The organism is Limisphaera sp. VF-2, from assembly GCF_049537125.1.
Classification (GTDB): Bacteria; Verrucomicrobiota; Verrucomicrobiia; order Limisphaerales; family Limisphaeraceae; genus Limisphaera.
In genome coordinates, this window is the sequence record NZ_JBMVQY010000003.1 from 311,504 (window position 1) to 333,998 (window position 22,495).

Genomic DNA, 22,495 nt, shown 5'->3' on the forward strand with positions numbered 1-22,495 from the left:
GGAAGAGACAGGTGGCCACCCCGGCGGGGGACACCACCTGAACCTGACCACGCCGCCTATGAAACCGACGCTGCTTTTTACAGGATCTCGAGGGCGCACCTTGGGGCCATGGTTGGCCTTGGTCACGGTGCTCTCGACTCCGGGTTTCTTCCCAAGCCGGGCGCAGGACTTCGGAGACGCACCAAGTCCTTACCCGACTTTCCTTCAGCAGAACGGCCCCTGGCATCCGATCGGCGGGCCTTACTTTGGCATCACGGTGGACGAGGAAGGGGACGGCCAGCCCGACCCCAACGCTCTGGGAGACGATTCGCAACCTGCCGGAAAACTGGACGACGAAGACGGCATCACGTTCCTGACACCGTTGGTGCCCGGCCAGGTTGCCACCGTTCAAATCGTCATCGGAGGCTCTGGATTCAGCACTGCGGTGGTGGACGCATGGATCGATTTTCAACTCGATGGCAGTTGGGCCGAGCCGATCGATCGCATCTTTTCGGGGCTCAGTTTGCCCGTCGGCACCCACGTTCGGGAATTCATCGTACCCCGCGAAGCCAAGGAAGGCCCCTCGTTCGCACGCTTCCGCGTCAGTACCCGGGGCTCCAGCGTGCCCACGGGCCAGGCGCCCAACGGCGAAGTGGAAGACCACCAGGTGTATTTGGGTGCCACGACAGATTTCGGCGACGCACCCGGCAAATATCCGACCCTCCTGGCCAGCAATGGGGCCCGGCACCAGGTCAGTCCCGGCTTCTTCCTGGGCACCCGCGTGGATGCGGAGTCGGATGGGCAACCCACGGCCGATGCGCTCGGTGACGACCTCAATCCTACCGCTGCGCCTGACGACGAAGACGGGGTGATCTTTCTCACGCCGGTGGTGCCGGGCCAGACCGCGCGAGTGCGCGTAATCTTGACGGCGCCGCAGAACCCCAATGGAGGTCCCGGCACCGGCCGACTGAATGCCTGGGTGGATTTCAACGGAAACGAGAGCTGGGCCGATCCGGGGGAGCAAATCTTCACCAATGTGGTGCTGACGGCGGGCATTGGCGTCCCGGGCACCAACGACCTGAGCTTCGTGGTGCCTGCGTCGGCCGTGCCCGGCGTTGGCTTCGCGCGGTTTCGACTGAACCGGGAGGGTGGCCTGGGCGTGGGCGGTCCGGCGGCTGATGGGGAAGTCGAGGACTACAACATCACCGTCGAGGCACAATTGGATTTCGGCGACGCACCCGGGAAGTATCCGACCCTCCTGGCGAGCAATGGGGCCCGGCACCAGGTCAGCCCCGGCTTCTTCTTGGGCACCCGCGTGGATGCGGAGTCGGATGGGCAACCCACGGCCGATGCGCTGGGTGACGACCTCAATCCTACCACCGCGCCTGACGACGAAGACGGGGTGATCTTTCTCACGCCGGTGGTGCCGGGCCAGACCGCGCGGGTGCGCGTAATTCTGACGGCTCCCCAGAGCATCACCGGGGGTCCCGGCACCGGCCGACTGAATGCCTGGGTGGATTTCAACGGAAACGAGAGCTGGGCCGATCCGGGGGAGCAAATCTTCACCAATGTGGTGCTGACGGCGGGCATTGGCGTCCCGGGCACCAACGACCTGAGCTTCGCGGTGCCTGCGTCGGCCGTGCCCGGCGTTACCTTCGCGCGGTTTCGACTGAACCGGGAGGGTGGCCTGGGCGTGGGCGGTCCGGCGGCTGATGGGGAAGTCGAGGACTACAAAATCTCCATCGAATCGCAGCTGGACTTCGGTGATGCGCCCGAGCCGTATCCCACGCGATTGGCGCAAAACGGGGCCCGTCACAGCACGTTCCGCGACACGTTTCTGGGAGCACGGGTCGATGTCGAGTCCGACGGCCAGCCCAGCGGTGGCTCGGACGGAGACGACCTGAATCCTCTCCAGGGGCCGAATGATGAGGACGGCGTCACCATGTTGAGCCCCCTGGTCCCGGGCCGAACGGCCTCGGTGCAGGTGACCGCCTCCCGGCCGGGGCGGCTGTATGCTTGGATCGACTTTAACCGGAACGGGTCGTGGGCTGATCCGGAGGACCGCGTGTTCAATGGGGTGTCCCTCACGACGGGTGCCAACACGCTCACATTCCCGGTGCCCGCCCAGGCGCTGACCGGACGCACCTACTCCCGTTGGCGGTTCACCGTGCAGGGACCGGATTTGAGCTTCACCGGAGCCGCGCCCGACGGCGAGGTGGAGGATCATCTCCTGTCCATCATCCCCGATCGCGAACGCTGCGACCTGGGCTGCGAAGGACGCGAATTCTGGTTGACCTTCCCGGGAAATTACGCGCCGGATCCGACCAACCCGCCGCAGCCCATGCTGTGCATCCAGGGCCCCGCGGGCACCGTCGGCACGGTGTCCATTGCCGCCCTCGGATACGTGACGAACTTCGTCATTCCCACGAACTTTACCGCCTGGGTTTTGCTGCCGCGGCACGCGGACCTGGGCGATCTTAATGACACCGTGGCCCCGGGCCGTGCCGTGCGCGTCGTGGCCTCCGCCGACGTTCGCGTCACCGCCTTCAACCATGCCCGCCAGACCACGGACAGTTACCAGGCTTTGCACACCAGCACCCTGGGCACGGGGTATGTGGTCCTGGCGTGGCCCAATCTGCAGACCGGCGTGCCGCCGCTTAACGGCTCTCAGTTCGCCATCGTGGGCACCGAATCCAATACCGTGGTCTTGATTACTCCGTCGGCCACCTCGGCCATACGGCCTCCGGGCGTGACTTATGCCGTGGTGCTTCAGCCGGGCGATGTGTACCAGTTGCGCGACACCAACGACGCACCGGCGGATCTCACCGGCACCATCATCCGCTCCGACAAGCCCGTCGCGGTTTTCGCCGGCCATGCCTGTGCCACGATCCCGACCTCGAATCAGTGGTTCTGCGACACGGTCGTCGAACAACTCCTTCCCGTGAACACTTGGGGCAGTGAATTCTACGTGGCCCCGCTCGCGACTCGTTCGGGCGGCGACGTGATTCGTGTCCTGGCCGCTCATGACAATACCACGGTCTCCGTCAACGGCGTCGCCGTCACGAATCTGAACCGGGGCCAGGTATTGCAGGGGTTCGTAACGACCCGCTTCGGGTTGAGCGCGAGTCGGCCGGTGCTGGTGGCCCAGTATGCAACCAGCTCGGATCGGGACGGCAACATAAACGCCGATCCCTTCATGCTGCTGCTCCAGGCGACGCGTCATTTCTCGCGCGCCTACATCCTTTGCACACCAACGAACGATTTCCCGACCAACTATGTTCAGATCGTCGCCCCCACGTCGGTTACGAACAACCTCCTTTTGGATGGTGTTGCAGTGAATCCGGCCCTTTTCCAGACCGTGCCCGGCAGCGGCTATGCCGTGGCCAACGTGCCGATCGGTGTGGGACATCACATCCTCGTGGCTGCGGCGCCCTTCGGCATCGCGACGTACGGGTGGGCATTGTACGACTCGTACGGACATCCGGGCTGCTTTTACTTTGGCGACGTCGCACCGCCCCGCGTCACGCCCCCCGTGACGCGTCTCACAGCCAATGTGAATGACTATCCCAACACGCCGGGACTGGTCCCGGCGCCCAACCTGGCTGCGGCCACGCAAGCGTCTGATAACTGCCAGCCGGAACTTCCGTCTCCGTCACAAGATCCCAAGCCCGCGAGTCTGCTGCCCGTCGGACAACATACACTGAGAATCTCCACCACGGACAATAACGGCAACACGGGGGAGGCCGAGGTCCTGTTCACCGTGGTGGATCCCTCTCCGGTGACCATCGTCTGTCCCCGGGACATCGTGGTCCCGTGTACCACGACCAATGGTGCGGTGGTAGAGTTCACGGTCAGGGCATTCACCACTTACGAGACGAACGTCGCCGTGGTTTCCACTCCGCCTTCCGGCAGTTTGTTCCCGGTGGGCACCACCATCGTTACGAATGTCGCCACGAGCCTGGCCGGCAACACGGCCACGTGCACCTTTAAAGTCACGGTGGTGTGTGAGCGTCGGGTGACCGTCCAGCGCACGCAGGAGGGCCTGGTGCTGAGCTGGCCGGCCGGGGGCGTTCTCGAACAGGCTCCCTCGGTCACGGGCCCCTGGCAACCGGTTCCGAACGCCACCAGCCCCTACACGGTGCGCATCACGCATCAACGCCTTTTCTACCGGGTGCGCTACTAACCTGCGACGGGACAGAGGCGCGTGAGTGGGGAACCCTCCTGCGCCGCTGTGCAATGCCAGCTCGCCGGAATCGGGAGATGGAAAGGAGCCGCCGATGTCCGTCGGCGGATCCACCCGCGATTTACCTCGAGGCTGCGGTGGCTGTGCAACAGGGCCAGGGTTTGCTTTCCGAGGCCTTGCGGCGGCGGCTTCTCATCCCCAATCCATGGCTGCCAACCGCAGTCGGCGGGCCGATGCAGCCTATGCTGCGTGATTGTCGTGGGCCGTCTTCCATGACGCGGCTTTCGATCTGGACTCCAGGTCGGCCGCCATACGGCGGCTACGAGTCTTCAAATCCGCAGCCGCCCACGATCGTCGGTGGACGGATCGGCCGACCCCCCTGTGCCCCTAGTGGCCACCGCCTGGAGCTTGGATCTGCGTTCGGATTCCGGGGCCGCCGCCTTTCCGCGGCTACCAGCTTGAGACACCGGGCTCGCACTGTCGATGCCAGCGGGGCGGCACAGAAGGCGCAGGCCGGACAGATTGCTCAGTCGCCCGAAACGCTTTTTCACGCCAGACAGGGAACCGCTCCTCTGGCGCGATTTGTTCCGGATGCATCGTTGCGCCTTCAGCGGGGCATATGAGTACCCCGTCGGAGCAAGGATTTGGCAACCCCGCTCAATGGCTTGGGCCGGCAACCAACCGAGATTCGCCCCGGCCAGAAAGAGCGGAGTTCGGTGGGGCTTGCCCGGCACTCGGAATTGGGGGGCCTCGGGTTGCGCCCTTTCAAGCTCGGTGAGTTTTTCCGGGCCGAACCGCCGGGGCGCTGCCCCGGGCTGATGAGTCGGGATGCGCTCTCGGCGCTTTGGCTCGCCCGGGCGATCCGTGGACGACGGAGGGGGCATTTCCGTGATCGAGTTCCGGATTCAGGAATCCGAAGGAAATGCCCGTTTTCTCGCGGTTTACCCATGCCGAGGATGCGCGACCTTCCCCTCTGCCTTGGGTGGGCCATAATGCGAAGTGAGCCGTCAGTGGGAGTCCCTGTGGTTTTTCGCATTCTCAGCGTTGACAGGCTGGGGTATGGTTGTCGTGTGGCTCTGGTCCGCATTTTGATCGACGGCTACAGCCTGCTGCACCAGTGGCCCGAACTGGCAGCAGGGCAGCCCCGGCATTCGGTCCAGGCCCGCGAAGCACTGATCCAGATCCTCACCCATTACCAAGACCTCACCGGCGTGCCCGTGACGGTATTCTTCGATGCCCGGTATCGGCGGGGACCGGCAGCTCCGCCCGAGACCCAATCGGCCATCGAGGTGCTCTACTCGCGACCCGGTCAGACGGCCGATGCACTGATCGAACGCGCTGCTGCGCGGTTCGCGGCCTGGGGCGAGGTGCTGGTCGTGACCGAAGACCGCGCAGAGCGCGAGACGGTGCAGGCCCTCGGGGCCTGGACCTGGTCGTGCCGCGAGTTCATCCAACAGGTCCAAAGCACGCTGCGTGAACAACGCAGCGAACTGGATCGTCGCAACCGTCAAGACCACCTTCGCTTTCGCAACCGCCGCTGATCGATCGCATGCGCCCCGACTCCGTTCCCGGTCCCGAGCATCCGGCCGCTCCTCCGGATCACCGAGCGGCTCAGGCCCCGTTTCAACGACGCGGACGCGTTCCGCAATGGGTCGTTCTTGTCGTCTGTGTCGCATGGTTGCGATCCATCTGCCCGGAGGGATGGGCCCAGGCCTCTCCACCCCAGGAACGACGCTGGTTGCTGGCCATCGAAACCTCCAGAAGCATGGCGGCCCGCAAAGCCGGCCTGTACGAGGCCCTTCGGCAGCTCTTTCAATCCGGATTCGACGGCCGACTGCGACCCGGCGACAGCATCGGGGTGTGGACGTTCGATCGTGAGGTGTACACCGGACAGTTCCCGCTCCAGACCTGGGCCCCGGAGCGGGGGGAGGCCATCGTCCGCCAGCTGCACTCGTTTCTCGACACCCGCACGTTTCAAAATGTCGGTCAGGTCGCCACGCTGCTTTCCATGGCGGAACAAATCGCCAACCGGTCGGCAAGCTTCACCCTGATCCTCTTCTGCACCGGCGGGGAAAGCATCGCCGGTACGCCGTTCGACCGCCCGATTTACGAAGCGGTGCGGGACATGCGCAGCGCCCAGCGCCGAATCCGTCAGCCCGTCATCATCGTGCTGCGCGCCGAACAGGGTCGGTGGGTGGATTACGCCGTGGGCCAACCACCCTGGCCGGTGCGTATCCCGGCGACTTCCATCGAACGCCAGCAAGAATTGGAAACCACGTTCGGCCCCGGCCCCATGCCGGTACCCGCACCTCCGTCCCATGCCGGTCCCGCTCCGGCTCCCGTCCTCTCCGCAAACGCAGCCACGCCTCCTCCGGCGGAAACCCAATCCCACTTGTTCAGCGCGGCCGAAACTGGTCCCACGCCGACCCGGGACCGCCCTGCACAGCTCGAACCAAACACCCGGGGCCCCGAACAACCGGTCGAAACCTTGTTGCCGGGCCCGACCTCGTCCGGTTCACCCGGCCAGTCTGATGTGCCACTGCAGAGCGCCCCGTCGGAGGCTGCCGCGGGCAGGCCGCAGAAAACTTCGGCTGACGCAACCCCAGATACAAATCGCTCCGACCCGAGCACGGCCGGACAACCCATGCCAGCACTGGCGAGCACCACGCCCGCCCCACCGACGGCTGCGTCTCAACAGTCCCGCCCTCCCACCGCCGAACAATCTCCCATTGTCAGAGCTCCAGAACCAGGCCGGGCCGAGGGGATCGCGGCATCCGCAGATCTCCGGCCAGACGCCTTGCCGAGCCCGCGTCCGACGCGAGGAACCGCTTCTCCCGGCTCGCCGGAGACCGCGATTTCGCCCTCCCCGGACACTGCAGTCGTACGGCAGCACATTGGCACACTTCCGGTGGGCGAGGCGACATCGGGCGTCGCCCCTGCGGACCGGCCCGCCGCAAGAATCGAGCCTGCTGAGACGAAGACACCGACCCGGCCGCTTTCCTCGACGGACACCCCCGGCCAAACGCCGGCCACGAACAAGGCCGCCGGGACCTTGGGCACGGCGACGCCCCCGCCTGTACCCCGCCGCACTGCATTGCTGGCTGCGGGGCTGGCGTGTTTGCTGGGGGCCATGCTGGGGACGCTCTGGCTCGTCCAGCGGAGCCGCACCGCTTCCGGCCACGGTAGCCTCATCACGCACTCCTTGGACCGTCAACCGCCTCCGTCCAGCCCGAACGCCTGATCCGGGTCACCCCACACGCCTGCAGGGCTTCTGAAGCTCCGTGACGCCGGAACCCTCGGCACCTTGCCAGGGCTGACCCAGGAAGCTCGTCCGCGAGCCGAGGCCACTGTCCTTCCGGACATCTGCCCATGCCTGTCCATGCCCGGCGGAGATCCTCTCCGTGTGGATGAAGCCGGATCGGCGGGTCAGAACTGCGATTCGAATTCGTAGGTGCCCGACTCCACCGAAAACACGGCGCATCCGGATTCCGTTCGGAGGAAACGGACGCCGGGGCTTGACCGAGCCGGCCTGTCGCCCTCTCGCACGGCGTCCGAAGCCAGTGCCGGGACGTACACCGTGGCGGTCGTGTTCGGCGGGATTCTGACCTTCAGGCGGAACCGGTCCGCATCCCGATGCCATTCGGTGGTGATCTGTCCACGGATCGAGTCGTAGCTCGCGCGCACCCAGGTGAGGTCTCCGACCGGTGTGGGGCGGATCACGACCCTTTTGAAGCCCGGCGCTTCCGGATCACAATCGATCCCGGCGAGATCCTTGTAAAACCACTCCAGGATGTGCCCGAGCATGAAATGGTTGTGGGATCCGGTGCGGCGGGCATCCCAGAATTCGGTCAACGCGGTGGCGCCCTGCTCGATTTGGTATCCGTACCCGGGCGGGTCGCGCCGGTTGATCATTCGGTACACCACGTCTGAGTGACCCGCTCGAGCCAGCGCCTGCACCAGATACCGAAATCCCACGTCGCCGGCGGTCATGGCATAACCGCGCACCGCGACGTCCCGGACCAATTCGGCCAAGACCCGTGGGCGGGCCCGCTCCTCCACCAAGTCCATCTCCAGGGCCAGGCCGTGCGACGCCTGCGACCCCGTGCCCCAAATGCCCCGCTCCGGATCCCAGAACCGCTGCTGAAGCCCTTGGCGGATCCTTGCGGCTTGCTGATCGAACTGCGTTGCGTCGTCCGGCCGTCCCACCAACCGCGCCATCCGCGCCAGCGTGATTGCATTCCAGTAGTAAAACGCGCTGGCCGTGACCTCCGGGGGCGTCAACTCGGCTCGATTCGAGCGCTGCGGCCCCCAATCGCACCAGTCACCCAGGCCGTCGGCCAGTACGCCGTCCCGGGCCCGGCTCTCCAAGTGGGCAAAGTAACGCTTCATCCGGTCGTAAAAACGCTCGATCAAATCCAGATCGGCATAAAACAGGTACTGTTGCCAGGGTACCTGGACGAAGGCGCTGCCCCATTCTGCCGCGGCTCGAAAGGGTCCCTCGAAAACGGTGTATTCCGGTGCGATGTTGGGCACCAGGCCCTCCGGCAACTGGGCATCCGCCATGTCGTGCATGGCCTTGGTGAAATGGCGCCCCAGGTCGAACTCGTATCGCAGGGACGGTCCGTTCAGGTGGTACTGTTCCAACCAGCCCAGTTTCTCCCGATGCGGACAATCGGTCAGCACCGAGACCAGATTCGCCCGTTGCGCCCAGCGGATCAGGTCCCGGATCCGATTCAGGAGGGGATTGGAACACTCGAATTCTCCCACCGGTTGCACGGCCGCATGCACCAACACACCTTCCAGGGATTCGATCCGGGGCAACGGCCCCCCGGGTTCGGCGGGGAGTAACCGCGCCTCAAGATACCGGCACCCCACGTAGTAAAACTGGGGAAACCAGCTCTCCGGTCCGGACGAGTCCCCCTTCAGCGTGTACTGCCACCAGGAAATGCCCCGGTTCGTGCTGCCCATGGTGCGGCGGTCGATCGTGCCATCCTCGAACAGAACCTCGGCGGGCGTCAGCCGTACCGAACTTCCCCGCGGTCCTTGCACGCGCAGCCGCGGCATCCACGAGGCATTCTGTCCCAGGTCGTACACCCACAAATCCGGCGCCAACTGGCGCACGGCCACCGGCGCACGGGTTTCCATGGCGCGAATCGGAAGCGCCGCTGCGTGGTGCCCGCGCAGGGTCGGAGCCGGACGGACCACCGGCACGGCGGTTTCCCAGTCGCGATCGTCGAACCCGGGCAGTTTCCATCCCACCGGCTCGCGTCGGGCATCGAAATCCTCACCGCCGTAGATGCTGTTGTAAGTGATCGCTCCCGGGTGAACCTTCCAGGACGGGTCGGTCCCGAGGAACTCGGTGGTTCCATCCGCGTACTCGAGTCGCAAATGCAGGATCGCGCGCAGCGGACCGAACGAACCGGTGAATTTGGCGAACCGGTGCCGGCGCACCACGTGGTACATCCCGTTACCCAGCGTCAGACCCAGGGCGTTTCGGCCGGCACGCAAATGCGACGTCACATCGTAGGTGTCGTACAACGTCGTCTTGCGGTAGTCGGTCCAACCGGGCGTGAACAAATCCTCTCCCACGCGCGCTCCGTTCAAGAACATCTCGTAATGTCCCAGGCCGCACACGTGCGCCACGGCACGGACCAGGCCCGGACGCACGTCGAACTCCTTGCGCAAGAGCAACGCTTCCGTCTCCGCGGGTGCGCAAATCCATTGCCCCCGCCATTCTTCGGGTCGGAGAATCCCCATGATCCATGTGCCATTGGTGCTCCAGGCCGAGACGCGTCCGGCCTCGTCCCACACGCGCACCTTCCAATACGCCTGCTGCGAGGACGCCAACGGCCGGCCGCCGTAACGAACATGGATCGTCTCGTCCGAGGCCACGCGTCCACTGTCCCAGAGATCCCCCTCGTCTCGCGCCAGGTGTGCCTCGGAGGAGGCCACCAGAATCTGATACCCCGTTTGCCGCCGGCCTCGACCGTCCCCGACCAGCTTCCAGAAAAGCCGTGGATTCGTCACTTCGACACTTCGCGCCCACGCGTCGTATTCGCACCGCAAATCCACTGGCACCAGCGGCGCAAGAGGCTCCCCTGATGCTCCCCCCAGGTCCGATGCGGCCAGGCCCAAACCCGCCAGCAGGCACGCTGGCCCGAGGCAACCTCCCGCCCAACGTCTCATCGCCACCTTCACGTGGCCCATGGTACGACAGGCCGTCGCCGGCGCCAGTGCGAGCGGAAGCTCTGTGGGGCAGCCAAACCACAGCCGACAACTCCGGGCCCGCCCCTCCTGAAGTCGAAGGGCCCGATCCCCGGCTGCGCGGGGTTTTCCTTCCGGCCTCGGCACCGGAACCGTCCGGGACCTCCGGGTCAAAAGTCGCGCCCAGGGAGCCGGAACGGATCTCCTCGCAACCGCTCGCGTGCACTCAGGGCTTCTGACGGGACAAATTGAGGACAGGCCCAAACAGGACAAGCTTTCCCGCCTCGCACAACCGCGAGAACACCCGCAGCGACCACGTCTTTCCGAGCCGGAGTGTACCGAAGCACCCCGCGTGACGCCCGGCAGTGCGACTGGAACCGCAGGGGACCAGGCCGCCGCAGCCATACCGGGGGACTCAGAATCTTTATGCGTCCTGTTCCGCGGCGTTAGGGCCCTGCCGTGGCACAGCGGCGAATTGTTCCGCCCGAGTGCTCCCAAGCCGGGCAGTCTGCGGATGAAGGGTATCCCCCTCGACTCCGAACTCTTGGGAAGCCTGCCTTTGGGTGCGCGCACGGGAGGCACTGCGGAACCCGGCGGTGCGAATTATACAAACACGCTCTTCATGTCACGGAGAGGGCTGCAGAGGTGGTCCAAGGGCGTTGGTTTCTGCAGTGGTGCACAGTCGGGACAAGCTACTTGCGCCGCAAGATGCCGTCGCTGCCGAACAAGGGCAACCGTTGCTCGACCGCGCAGTTGCCGTGGTGCGCGTTTCAGCACCGCACCAGCGGGCCGTCCAGCAGGCTTCCGGCGATCACGGAGCCCGGTGCGGAGGTCCACACGCTCGGACACTTCCGGTACCCGAAGAACACGAGTTTTCCCAACCTTTCCGCCGGAGGTCGGTGGCCCTTGATCCATCCCCTGTGAAAGCGGCCTTTCGGCGAGCTCCGCGGAACTTTCGTCCGGGATTCAGCGGTTGAAAGAACCGGTCCTGCCGCGTGACGAACTCGCGGGCGGGTTCATTCCTCTTCGGACCGGGGACGCGGGGATCGCGGCCTTCGGTGTGGCGGCCGTTGCCAGTGTCGGAGCCGATGCAGGTACTCCAGTTCCTGGCGGAGCTTTTTGTAACTGGCCAGTCGGTCCGGATCAATCTGGCCGGCCGCCACGGCCTCGCGCACGGCACAGCCCGGCTCGCTTTCGTGGCGACAGTCTCGGAACCGGCATCGCAAGGCCACCAGTTCGATGTCCGGGAAGGCTTCGTGAAGTCCTTCGCCCGCCATCCAGAGATGAAACTCGCGCATGCCGGGCGTGTCGATCACGAGCCCTCCGCCCGGCAGCACGATCAGCTCGCGCCACGTGGTGGTATGACGGCCCTTGTGGTCGCGTTCCCGCACCTCGGCCGTGGGTTGGATTTCTTCACCGTAGAGCTGGTTGATCAGGCTCGATTTTCCGACGCCCGACGGGCCCATGAACACGCCGGTTTTCCCGGGAGTCACCCAGGGTCGCAGCTGATCGATTCCCTCCCCGGACCGGGCACTGGTGAGGATGACCGCCGCTTCCCCGGCGCGCCGACGTGCTTCCGCGACCGCGGCAGCCGGGTCGGTGCAAAGGTCGGCCTTGTTGAGCACCACGACCGGTTGGACACCCCCTTCCAGACACATGAGCAGCATGCGCTCCAACAGACGGGGATTGAAGGTCTGGTCCAGCGCCTGCACCACAAACGCCGTGTCCACGTTCGTCACCAGCACCTGCTCTTCGGTCTCGCGTCCGGGCACTTTGCGGGCCAGACGGGTGCGGCGCGGCAAAACGGCCTCGATGATGGCGGGCTGACCCGCCCCCCCGGGCACTCGACACGCCACCCAGTCACCCACCTTGGGCAGCTCGGCGTCGCTCTGTGCCCGGCGCAGCCACCGGCCGAGCACCTGGGCCTCCTGCACGCCCGTGTCTGCGCACACGAGGTAACGGTGCTTTTCCTGCGTGACCACGCGCGCGGGCACCAGCCCGGCCGCCCGATGCGGCGCAAACGATTGTTCCCACTCCGGGTCCCACCCCAGAGTGGCCAACGAGATCTCCCGGTCAGCCATGCGAGGAACCCAGCTAATCACAACCGCACGGCCTTGGCAACGGGCCGAAGCGTTCCGCTGCTTGTGCCGGCGCATTTCCGGCTTTGGAACCTCCGGAAACCCCGGCGGAATTTCGGACGTGCCCGCGGGGGGAATCCGGAGGGCAAACGCCGGCTCAGCGGGATTCTTGAACCCGGGGCTCGCCAACGGAAATGCGCCGTTGCCTGTCCACGGATCCCACGGGCCTATTCACGCGCCAAAGACGCATTCAACTCAACTGCTTGGGGCAACGCCCCGGGGATTCGGCACCCCCGAAATCTGCCGCGCCCTGAAAGGGCACAAGTCCATCATCCCAACCGTGAGAGGGGGCATGCTCACACCGCGTTTCGGCCTTTCAGGGCAGGGGTGCCTTCCGGGACCCGGTTCGGGGCGTTGCCCCGGGCTGGTGCGTTCTTGTGCCGATGGGGCAGCCCTGAAGCGCGCTGGAAGTGCAACTATTCTTCCGGGGTCCAGGCCACCTTGGACCTGGGCGCTGCCCTGGGCTGGGGCGTCTGCACTCCCGTGGACCCACGGCGTGCCAAAGGCGCGAGATCTTTCCGATCCTCGATGGGGCTCGGTGGGACTGAACTCGGAGGGGCTGCCGGGGCGGATTCTCGCCTGTAGCGTCGGGGCAGGCGAGCGTCCGCCGCCAAAGATTCGCTTTCCGGCGCATTTCGGGTTTGGGATACCGGTGAATCCTCGACACAATTCTCGGATGTCCCCGGCACGCAAAAGCCACAGCGTTTCCGCAAGGATTTCCGGGCGCGGGTGCGCGGAATAAGTCTCCATTGGGATTTCCTTGGGGAGGCACGGTGACCCGGGAGGCTGCGGCAAAAGACGGCTCCGGCAGCGAGGTCGACCCGGATTCAAGGAGGCAAGGATGCCGCGCCAGGGCGTTGGGTCGGCGATTGCACAGGGGGACCGGCGCGAGGGCGCGGGAGTCGCCGCGCTCGGGAAAACCCACAAGCCGCGAAGGGAGGGCGCGGGCTTTGCCCGGGCTCCTTTGCGGACATTCGCAATCGGTTCGAAGGTTGATGGAGCGGCAGATCCCGCAGGCCGTGGAAGTTGAAAAGGCCGGTACACCCGCGGCCCGTGGGCTCAAGAAACCCCGGGAACCACCGCGTTGCGGAGAAAGTGGCGCGAAAAGGCCCCGCCGGGGTCAGGTGAGAACGATCTTGTCGCCCTCCTTGAGGGTGACGATCGCCTTTTTCCAGTCCGGGGACTTGCCGGCCTGATGGGTGCGCTGGCGACGGAGTTTGCCGCGCACGTTCATGGTATTCACGCGCAGGACCTTGACTTTGAAGAGCTCCTGCACGGCCTGTTTGATCTGATGCTTGTTGGCGCGCCGGTCCACCACGAGGGTGTACTGGTTGTATTTCTCGCTCTGGCGCGTGCCTTTCTCCGTCAGACGGACCGTTTTGATGATTTCAAAGCTGTTCATGGGCTGGGCCAGTGGGTGGCCGGTCGGGTTTCCGGCCGGGTTATTCCTCGCGCAAGCGGTTTTCGACAACCTGAAAGGCAGCCCGGGTGAACACGAGCGTGTCGGGCCGCAACACGTCGTAGGCGTGCAGATTCTCGCCTGTCGTGACCTCCACGTGGGGCACGTTCCGCGAGGCCAGCAGGAGGTTGCGATCCGGCGGGCTGGCCACCACGAGCACGGTACCCTTGACCTCGAGGGCCTGGAGCACGTTCAGGAACGTGCGGGTCTTGTGGTTGGGCAGCGAAAGTTCATCCACGACGATGACATCGCCGGCCTTGAGGCGTTCTGTGAGCGCCTTGCGCAGAGCCAGGCGTTTGGTTTGGGCGTTGACCTTGAGGGAAAAGTCCCGGGGTTTGGGCCCGAACACCACACCGCCGCCGCGCCACAGGGGCGATTGGAAGGAGCCGGCCCGCGCCCGTCCGGTGCCTTTCTGGCGCCACGGCTTCTTGCCGGTGCCGGCAACTTCGCCCTTCGTTTTGGTGCAGGCGGTGCCGCGCCGGCAGTTGGCCAGGTGGGCCACCACGACTTCGTGCACGGCGTGGGCGCCGCGCTCTCCTTCCACGAGGGGGAAACCGACTTCCAGTTCGCCCTGCGGTTTGCCGAGGGTGTCCTTGACGACGAGTTTCATGGTGCAGCGTTACTTTTTGGCGGTTTTGGCCGCGGTCTTGGGCTTGGCCTCTGCTTTGGCCTTGGCCACCTGGGCGGCCGTCTTGGTCCGGGTACTGCCCTTGGGCCGCTTCTTGGCCTCGCGAATGATGACGTAGTCCCCATTGGCCCCCGGGATGGAGCCTTTGATGAGCAGGAGGTTCTCCTGTTCACGGACCTGCAGGATTTCGAGGTTCTGCACCGTGCGTCGCACCTGGCCCATGTGGCCGGGCATGCGCATGCCGCGCCGAACGGTGCCCGGGAAGAGGCGCTGTCCGATGGCGCCGGGACGGCGGTGCCAACCTTTGGCCCCGTGCGACGCATCCCCGCCGCGGAAGCCATGCCGTTTCACCACGCCCTCGAAGCCGCGTCCCTTGGTGATGCCGATGGCGTCCACGAAATCGCCCGGGGCGAAAATGCCCGGCCCGATCAGGTCGCCGGGCTTGACCGGCAAGGAAAAGTTGCGGAACTCGCGGATGCGCCGGACGGCGGTCAACAGGACCGGAGTCTTCTCATCCGTGCGTTTGATCTCCACCCCCCACTTCTGCAAATGCCCCAGAATGGGTTTGGTGAGGCGATGATCTTTTTGATCGCCGAAGGCCAGTTGGACGGCATCGTAGCCGTCGGTTTCCTTCGTCTTGCACTGAAGCACGCGGTTGGGGCCGGCCAGAACGATGGTCACCTGTTGGGCGACACCGTTGGCATCGTAGATTCGGGTCTGGCCGAGTTTTTTGCCGATGAGACCGATCATAACAAAGCCGGAAACTGCGGAGGGTTGGGCTGCAGGATCAGATCTTGATGGTGATGTCCACGCCGGCCGGCAGGTTCAGCTTCTTGAGCTCGTCCACGGTGCGGGCGGTGGGTTCGATGATGTCGATGAGCCGCTTGTGGGTGCGCTGCTCGAAGGTTTCCATGGACTTCTTGTCCGCGTGAGGAGAGCGATGGACGGTCCAGCGCTCAATCTTGGTGGGCAGCGGAATGGGCCCTGCCACGCGGGCGCCGGTCCGTTTTACCGTCTCGGCAATCTCCCGCGCCGAATGGTCTATGACCCGGTGGTCATAGGCCTTCAACCGAATCCGAATCCGTTGTGCAGCCATAAAGAACAGTGTCGTGCAAATTCGCCCAAGTTGTACTCCCGCTCCGTTCCGAAAGCGGACGGACAATTTAGCAGGTGCGCGCGGCTGCGCAATACCTTTTTGAGGGGAATCTTCCCCGACCTCTCGGGCCTGGTCCGGGCACCCACGGGGCCGGGCTCTCCGGCGGGGAAATGTGGAAATGGCAGGTTGGGCCAATGGGATTTGGCGGCCCCGCATGCGGCATGGCCGCGTTTTCACCACCACCAGCGGAATCCTCACGTCCGGGCAAGCACATGCTGCACCGAAGGCGCACCGAGTCGCCAGCCCCGGGCAAGCGGCCCAGAAACCCGCTCTCCCCCACTCTCGTGCCCGGAAAGGGCACAACCTCATGACGCCATTGCGACGGGCGGGCATGCCCACACCGAGTCCCGCCCCTTCAGGGCGGGGGAACCATCTTTGCATGTCTACCCAGGGCGTTGCCCTGGGCTGGTGAATCTCCGCCCCGTTGGGGCGGACACGCGACGCGCCGAAGGCGCCTCCATGGTCCGCCCGGGGCAACGGCCCGGGATTTCGGCCCGCAAAGCTCGACATGCGCTGAAAGGACGTAACCCGATGATTCCCCCGCGCGGTGGCCGGGTGGGTCCGCACCGCATGCGGCCCGTTCAAGCCGGGCTAGATTGAGGCCTGTCGGTGGCCCGGGGTGGCCCCACACCCCATTCGGCCCGTCTAGGACAGCAGGCTCAGGGGCGTTCCGGTGGCCCGGGGCGTTGCCCTGGGCGGTGAATGTCCACCCCGATGCGGCGGACCCACGGCTGCCTGGCCGGCCCTCACGGGCGCGCGCGAAACAGGAAAAAGGTGTAGGCGTTCGGATTATGTGTCCAGGCACACCCGGTCCGGTGCTGAAGAAACGTGCCGATGTGGACTGCCTGCCCGTCAAACCCTTCCCGAGCGAAGAGAGACCAGGTCTGCTCGAGGCTCAGCAGGTTCCAGTGATAGTGCCCGACGGGGCGGACGACGGTTGCCGGGATCTCGTCCATCTGGAAGAAATGCACGCAGAGGCCGCGGGCCGTGACCCGGCAGAGTTCTCGCACCGCGACGGGGAGGGCTGCGGGAGAGAGGTGTTCGAACAGATCGTGCACGAACGCCCACTCGAAGGCGCGATCCGGAGCGGGGATTTGGAAAATGTTGGCCACACGGAAGTCGGCCGAGGGAAACATCTGGCGGGCATTGTGAACGTTGGTCTCGCACAGGTCGAACCCGGTGTAAACCAGGTGCCGCGCCAGCCCGTATTGCACGAGGAAGCGATAGTCGTTGGCCGAACCACAGGCGGGTTCGAGGACGGTCGGGCGTGGGAGGGCCAGATCGGACAGCACCGCGGCCCAAAGGCGCTGGAACGTGTCGAGCACCGCCCGGCCTTCAGGCCCCTCCGGCAGGAGGGGATCGGGCAGATCGAGGAACGCCTCCACGTAGTTGGGGATGATCTGACTGTCGCAAGCCCGGGGTAGTTGCCGGTGGATCCGGTGCAAAAAGGGCGGGACCTCAATGCCCTCGACGTTGGAAGCGCCGGTCTGGAGGGCATACCGGACGGCGGCGCGGTCCTCCGCGCAGCGGACGCCGTGACGGGGTTCCAGCAGCCAGTTCAATGCCGCGGCAAACTCCAGCTCGGCTTGGAACAGACCCTGCCAACGGTCGCCGCCCAGCGCGGTCAGCAGAAAATGGCGGGTGAGGATGCTCTGCACGTTGCGCCGTGGATCTTCGACGTCGGCCACCAGGTAGTCGCGAAGCCAGGCGGCCTCGTGTCGCATCCAGGCCGCACGCAGCGCCTCGGTTTCAGCCTGCAGGGACGGATCCATCGTGGATGCGGACGGGCGCTCGTGCGGAGGGAGATTGGGCTCAGGATGGACCGGTGGCCAACTCCGCGGCGGCCTGTCGCACAGCCTGCACAAACGCGCGCATGCGTTCCGGCGACTTCCGCCCCGGCGCGATTTCGACGCCGCTCGAGACGTCTACGGCGAAGGGTTGCACCTCCCGGATCGCCTGACCCACATTTTCCGGGGTCAGACCGCCGGCCAGAATGATGGGGCGCCCCAACCCACGGGCCTGCCGGGCCAACGCCCAGTTGAACGAGTGTCCCGTCCCCCCGTGTTTGTCCGGGACCCACGCGTCCAGCAGCCAGGCGTCCGTGTCATACGCGGTGAGACCGGCCAACGACGACTCATCGCGAATGCGGAAGGCCTTCACGGTCATCAGGCCGAACTGGCGGCAAAACGCCGGGGGTTCTTCGCCGTGGAATTGCAGCATGCCCAGACCGCAGGCAGCGATCGCTTCCCAGACGGTCCCCTCGTCCGGGTTCACGAACACACCAACCCGCAGGACGTAGGGCGGCAACACACGCGCCACGGCCGCGGCCGCCGGCAGCGGCAGGTACCGCGGGCTGGCCTGGCAAAACATCAACCCCACCATGTCGGCGCCGGCCTCCGCAGCGGCCAGTGCGTCCTCGGGCGTGGTGATCCCGCAGATTTTGACTCGGACACTCATGACTCTCGATATGACGTTTCGGACCGGACCCACCATAGCACAAGAGCCGGTCCGAGGTGGGCCATTTTCCGCGGCAAGGCGGATGCGTTTCCCCGGCTTTGCGGCCAGCCTCGGAATGCAGCGGATTCCATCAACGGGCTTGCACTCTGTCACGCGGCCCGAACTCCTCGAAAAAAAAATGCGGGATTCGGCGGGCGGGTTGACGCCCTTAGCCGGCCCCGGCAAAAGGGGCAATCCACCCCCCGCTGGCTGAAAGGCGTTGAACCCCGGGCCCTTGACCCGCGGAAAGCAGCGATGCTTCTCCTCGCTCCCGGGTCCCGCTTGCCTTCCCATTTGGGGGGATCGGCATTTGGGTAACCGGCATGGGTTCCGTCGGAGACCTCCATCGCAGCCATGCGAAGCGGTTCGGCCCGGGACGGGCCGGAGTCGCCTTCGCGGCTGCCGTGGTCTGGAGATCTGCTGTGCAAAACGGCACGCGTCCCGATGGCGCCCTCCGGAGTTCGGAACGCTCCGGCCTCAGCGCCCGGACGACCAGGGAGCCGGTTCGCGCCACCGCACGCACAGCAGACGCCACGGCAGGTCGCGATCCCATGCCAGATACTCGCGTGGCACCGTGGCGAGGAAGACCGGCTGAATGCCCCGTTGATAACGTGCCTGCCCGGGACCGGCGAAGCGCACTCGCCAACCTTCGGAAATGGGGCGGACTTCCTCGAGTTCCAGGAACTCAAGTCCCACCTTGGCGCGAATCTGGCGGGGATCGGCCGGAGCAACCGTTCCTGCGACTTCAGCGAGGTCGAGCTCCAGAAACTGCGGTGAATCCACGAACAGGATCACGGACGGCATCACCGTCCCGTCGAGGGGATTCCAGCCGGCCCCGTTCAGAGGCAGCCCGGTTTGACCCGGGGCCTTGCAGGACCGATAAAGCCCCTCGGCAGGCAGCGACACCCCGCGACTGCGGCGCTGCGCGGAGGCGTGCTGGCACTCCGACCAGGTCAGCACTTGCGGGTCACCGTAAGAGTGCCCGGAGCAATGAAAGTCCCATGCCAACCAGAGGAGCACCGCTGCGCCGGATACCGCCAGCCAACGGGCCCTCCAGCCCTGCTGCTGATGCAGGGTGCCCCAGCCGAGCCAGGCAGCCAGGATCCCGGCTGCGAACGCCGGCATGTAATCCAGCATGTAGCGCGTGGCGATCACGCAGTTCTTCAAATAAAAGGCGGTGTGGGCCACAAAGGTTGTTACGGAGAAAACCATCAGCAGCGAAAGCACGACACCCCTGCGGGCCTGGAGTATCCCTGGCACTTCGGTGTCCGTTGCATTCGACGGATCGGTTGGTGTCCCTGTGGCCGGATATGAGGATTTCCCGGGGGATGCCTCTTTTCTCCATCGGCGCAGAACGGAGCGAAAGGCCAGCGCACCAGCGGTCCAGCCGAGCAGCAACAGGACCAGGTAAGCGAAATCGTACGTTGTACTGGCGACTTCCCGCCACCGGGGGGTCGCCGACTGACCGGCGAACAGGTTCGTCGCATACCACGACCAGCCGTTGAAGGTCTTGTGGCGAAACAGCAGCCCGAACAGTTCGGCGGCCGCCTCGGAAGCCGGCACGGAGCTGTAGGGGTGATCGAAACGCGTGGCGTACACCGAGCCCATCATCACCTGCAGATTCAATTTGTGCCCGAATTCGAACCCGTGGCCGAATCGCAGCTGGTTGGTCCAATACAACAGGGCCCCGCCGAGTACGAAAATGCTCAGGCCTCCCAGCACTTGCAGAAACCAATGCCGTTTCGCTCCTCCGCCCGGCGGTCTCTCGTCCGACTGCTGCCGCGCCGCTGGCATCGGTGCGATCCAGAGCGCAAAGGCCCCTGCCAGGACAGCCGCCGCTCCGTGAAAGACCAGGGTCGGGCGCACGAACATGCCGAAGCCCGCGAGAGCGCAGAGCGCGCCATAGCGTCTCATGGTGGGACGAACAGCCACTCGGATCAGACCGGCGATGAGCCCGGCCCCCACGAGATACTCATAGGTTACGGCTTCTTCCCAGACCAGGAAACGGGTGGTCAACTGGTTCAAGAACGGCGGGAAGAAAAGGAGAAGGATGGCTGCGATGCCACCGAGGAACAGGCACGCAGACCCGGAACGGTTGGCTCGTGTCCGATCTTGCGACGTCCGGTTCGCGCTTGCTGCAGCAACGGCCCGACTGGGTGCCTGCGAGGCATGAGGCTCGTGCAGCGCTGTCCCGGGTGGGACAACTCTGCCGGCGTTCTGTTCCCAAAGCTGTACGAACTCCCACAGAGCCGATAACACCGCCCACGCGGTTAGAGCCAGCGCCGCCGCCAGGGCCAGCATGTCGGGAAAAGGCGGGAGCCCGAACGCCCGGGCCAGCAGTTCGAACGGCAACCGCCACAACGCCACGCCCAAGCCCCAGACCTGATGGACCCCGCCCTCTGACCAACAAAGATCGTGAGAGAGATCTGCCGGATCCCGACTCAAGGCCAGATCCCCGCGCAACATCGCCGCCACCTGCTGTCGATAGTAAGGACTCGCCGAATACCACCGGCCCCACTCCGGCACCAGCCCCGTCGCCCAGACCAATCCCCACCCATACACCAGGGCCGGCAACACCCACACCCAGCCGGGCAGCCGCCTCGGTTCTGCCGCAGAGACGGTTTCCTCGGCCGGGGCATGCGGCAGCGATGGTGGCGTCTGCGACGATCCTGGCAACCGGGGCGGACGACTGTAGCGCCACAGACAACGCACCGCCTCCAGCCCATCGCGCCAGCGGATCTTTTTGCCCTCCGCCCGGCTGCGGCCCTGGTAGTGGATGGGCACCTCCACCACCCGGGCCCCCAGGCGGGCCAGTTTGGCCGTCACCTCCGGGCAGAAACCGAAACCGCGCTCCTGCAGAGTCAGGCTCTGGAGCAGCTCGCGTCGGAACACCTTGTAGCCGGTGGCCTCGTCGGTCAAAGGAAGGCCGGTCAACCCGCGGGCAATGCGCGTCAGCAGCCAGTTGCCCCCGCGATGCCAGAGCGGGGTGCGGGCCCGGGCGCCGGGGCCGAAGCGGGTGCCGTACACGGCGTCGGCGCGGCCCTCCAGCAGGGGCTGCAACAGCCGGGGGTAGTCGGCCGGATCGTACTCCAGGTCGGCGTCCTGGATGAGGACGAAGGGGGCCCGGAGGTGGGGCAGGGCGGTTTGGATGGCGGCGCCCTTGCCGCGGTTGTGCGGGTGCCGCAGCAGGCGCAGGCGGGGATCGCGTCCGGACCAGGTCTGGAGGCGCTGCCAGGAATCGTCGGTGGAGCCGTCATCCACCACGACGACCTCGGCCACCTCGGGTCGTGCCAGGATGCGTCGCAAAATCTCCTCGATGGTGCCCGCCTCGTTGTAACACGGCACAATTACGGCCAGGCAGGCATGGCTACCCGGGTTCATCTCCGCCCCACCAGGCCAGACATGCGCCATCATTCTTGAGTGCGACGTTTCCTTTCGCTCGTGTGGAGGTGAGCCGTCCCGGGGCCCGCGCCCTGACACGGGTAGCCCTGCACTGGCTTTCGCGCGTCGGACCTGTTTTTCGTCATCCTTGCCCGGAGTCGGTGTGAGAAACAGAGCCGGAGGGTGCGGAAGGGACTTCGGCTGCCGAACGCATGGCCCGTAACCGCCATGCACTGCCCACCAGCATGAGCACCAGCGCCGTGACCAGAGCGTAGTCCAGCAGGTGCGGCGGTATCAACAGGAGGTCGCCGACCCAGCCCAGGCAAAGGCAACGGCTGCCGGGCGAGGTTACCCACAACGCCAGGCGATAGACCAGGAACGTCGAGGCCAGCCATACCACGCAGCCATGTTTCAAGCGCATATCCCGCCCCCAGGTCAGATACGCGGCCACCCCCAGCTCCATCAGTGCGGCAATGAGCAACACGGCCCGGTTGGTTAGATACAACACAGGATCTTGCACGGCCAGGAACCGTTGCTCCCCTGCCACACTGACCAGCTTCGCCGTGCTGGTGAGGATCAGAAGGAGCCGTACCAGCGTCAGGTGTACCCGGGCCCACTTCGGACCGGCTGTGGAGGCTGTGGCTTCCGTTTCGCCCGGTCCAGTGCTGTTTTGCTCTGCTCGAACTTTCATGCCTTGTACCTGTCTCGAAACTCGGACGGGCCCGGCCCGCCCTCCGACCTTTCACAAGGGGTCGCCTCTGTGTCGAGTCTCCCGGACTTGCAGCATTTTCCTGCAGCGGGGCGCAGGCCAGGTCGGCCGAGCTCTCATTCCCCGCGGGACATCTCCCCAATGGGGCCTCTTCATGACCTG

Annotated in this window: 13 protein-coding genes; 3 read left to right on the forward strand and 10 right to left on the reverse strand. The window is 65.5% G+C overall.

All coding sequences use genetic code 11. The features are described from left to right. Positions 1-58 precede the first annotated feature (58 nt). The 3 genes from ACPDIT_RS11250 (at position 59) to ACPDIT_RS11260 (ending at position 7,403) form a co-directional block, all read left to right on the forward strand. Positions 59-4,162 carry a GEVED domain-containing protein gene (locus ACPDIT_RS11250; protein ID WP_423443528.1) on the forward strand — a complete coding sequence of 1,368 codons (4,104 nt, stop codon included), beginning with the start codon at positions 59-61 and terminating at the stop codon, positions 4,160-4,162. 1,070 nt (positions 4,163-5,232) lie between these two features. After that, positions 5,233-5,703, forward strand: coding sequence for an NYN domain-containing protein (locus ACPDIT_RS11255; protein ID WP_423443530.1), 471 nt, complete (start codon positions 5,233-5,235; stop codon positions 5,701-5,703). 137 nt (positions 5,704-5,840) lie between these two features. Next, entirely contained in the window at positions 5,841-7,403 is a 1,563-nt protein-coding gene (locus tag ACPDIT_RS11260) for a hypothetical protein (RefSeq protein ID WP_423443532.1), read from the forward strand. 185 nt (positions 7,404-7,588) lie between these two features. On the opposite strand, the gene ACPDIT_RS11265 is transcribed toward ACPDIT_RS11260, so the two are convergent. From ACPDIT_RS11265 to ACPDIT_RS11310, 10 genes are all read right to left on the reverse strand, one after another. Beyond that, positions 7,589-10,348 carry a family 78 glycoside hydrolase catalytic domain gene (locus ACPDIT_RS11265; protein WP_423443533.1) on the reverse strand — a complete coding sequence of 920 codons (2,760 nt, stop codon included), beginning with the start codon at positions 10,346-10,348 and terminating at the stop codon, positions 7,589-7,591. Positions 10,349-11,382: 1,034 nt separating this feature from the next. Then, complete coding sequence (gene rsgA / locus ACPDIT_RS11270; RefSeq protein ID WP_423443535.1) at positions 11,383-12,447, reverse strand: ribosome small subunit-dependent GTPase A; 1,065 nt, start codon at positions 12,445-12,447, stop codon at positions 11,383-11,385. Between the two features lie 1,177 nt (positions 12,448-13,624). Next, positions 13,625-13,906, reverse strand: a complete 282-nt coding sequence (rplW, locus tag ACPDIT_RS11275; protein ID WP_423443537.1) for a 50S ribosomal protein L23 — start codon at positions 13,904-13,906, stop codon at positions 13,625-13,627. Between the two features lie 40 nt (positions 13,907-13,946). After that, a complete protein-coding gene (gene rplD, locus ACPDIT_RS11280; protein WP_423443539.1) occupies positions 13,947-14,573 on the reverse strand; it encodes a 50S ribosomal protein L4 in 627 nt (208 codons plus the stop codon). A 9-nt stretch (positions 14,574-14,582) separates the two neighbouring features. Beyond that, a complete protein-coding gene (gene rplC / locus ACPDIT_RS11285; RefSeq protein ID WP_423443540.1) occupies positions 14,583-15,341 on the reverse strand; it encodes a 50S ribosomal protein L3 in 759 nt (252 codons plus the stop codon). A 37-nt stretch (positions 15,342-15,378) separates the two neighbouring features. Beyond that, positions 15,379-15,687, reverse strand: coding sequence for a 30S ribosomal protein S10 (rpsJ, locus tag ACPDIT_RS11290; RefSeq protein ID WP_423443542.1), 309 nt, complete (start codon positions 15,685-15,687; stop codon positions 15,379-15,381). 806 nt (positions 15,688-16,493) lie between these two features. Then, complete coding sequence (locus tag ACPDIT_RS11295) at positions 16,494-17,519, reverse strand: class I SAM-dependent methyltransferase (protein ID WP_423443544.1); 1,026 nt, start codon at positions 17,517-17,519, stop codon at positions 16,494-16,496. Between the two features lie 40 nt (positions 17,520-17,559). Further along, on the reverse strand, positions 17,560-18,204 hold the full coding sequence (locus tag ACPDIT_RS11300; protein ID WP_423443546.1) for a phosphoribosylanthranilate isomerase: 645 nt from the start codon (positions 18,202-18,204) through the stop codon (positions 17,560-17,562). A 516-nt stretch (positions 18,205-18,720) separates the two neighbouring features. Further along, on the reverse strand, positions 18,721-21,624 hold the full coding sequence (locus ACPDIT_RS11305; RefSeq protein WP_423443548.1) for a glycosyltransferase family 2 protein: 2,904 nt from the start codon (positions 21,622-21,624) through the stop codon (positions 18,721-18,723). 142 nt (positions 21,625-21,766) lie between these two features. Next, entirely contained in the window at positions 21,767-22,315 is a 549-nt protein-coding gene (locus tag ACPDIT_RS11310; RefSeq protein ID WP_423443550.1) for a hypothetical protein, read from the reverse strand. Between the last annotated feature and the right edge of the window lie 180 nt (positions 22,316-22,495).